Source organism: Streptosporangium carneum (genome assembly GCF_027922005.1).
Taxonomy (GTDB): Bacteria; Actinomycetota; Actinomycetes; order Streptosporangiales; family Streptosporangiaceae; genus Streptosporangium; species Streptosporangium carneum.
The window spans coordinates 1-523 of sequence record NZ_BSEV01000166.1 but is presented as its reverse complement, the minus strand read 5'-3'; the positions used below and the strand labels follow the sequence as shown (position 1 = coordinate 523).

At 66.7% G+C, this 523-nt stretch carries 1 protein-coding gene; it reads right to left on the bottom strand.

Translation table 11 applies throughout. From position 1 onward, the window contains the following. On the bottom strand, nt 1-397 hold a 397-nt coding region (locus tag PKF00_RS44355; protein ID WP_271223809.1), incomplete at its 3' end, for a hypothetical protein. Nucleotides 398-523 lie beyond the last annotated feature (126 nt).

Here is a 523-nt window from a genome sequence, read left to right as displayed (position 1 = left end):
GGGGGTGGGTATAGTCTTCGGCGCGAACGACGCCGCGGCCGCGCTCGAAATCAGCTGCCAGGCGGTTGCCGTGTGTGAAGGCGTGGAAGGCCTCGTCATGGCGGCCGAGCTTGTCGCAGACCCGGCCGAGGGTCATGGCGATGTGGCGGTTGATGTTGTCCGAGGCCTTCGGATCGTAATGCGGGATAAGACGGTCATAGGCGTCCTGGTGCCGGTTCCGGCGCGTTTCCAGTCGCGCAATCACGTGGGCACTGCGCCGCTCGGCCAGGGACACGCCGCGTGCTTCCGCTTCGGCAACGAGGCTCTCCATCGCGTCGGAATCGTTGAGCGTGTCGAAGAATGACAGGGCGGCCTGATAGGGATGCTCGCTGTCTGGCGCCAGTTCGATCGCCTTCATGAAGGCCTCGCGAGCCTCGTCGTCACGCCGGCTGGCCGACAGGGCGCCGCCCAGACCGGTGTAGACACCGGGATCGTCGGGGAAGGCCTTGACGCCGTCCCGGCCGAACTGGATGGCGTCCGCCTA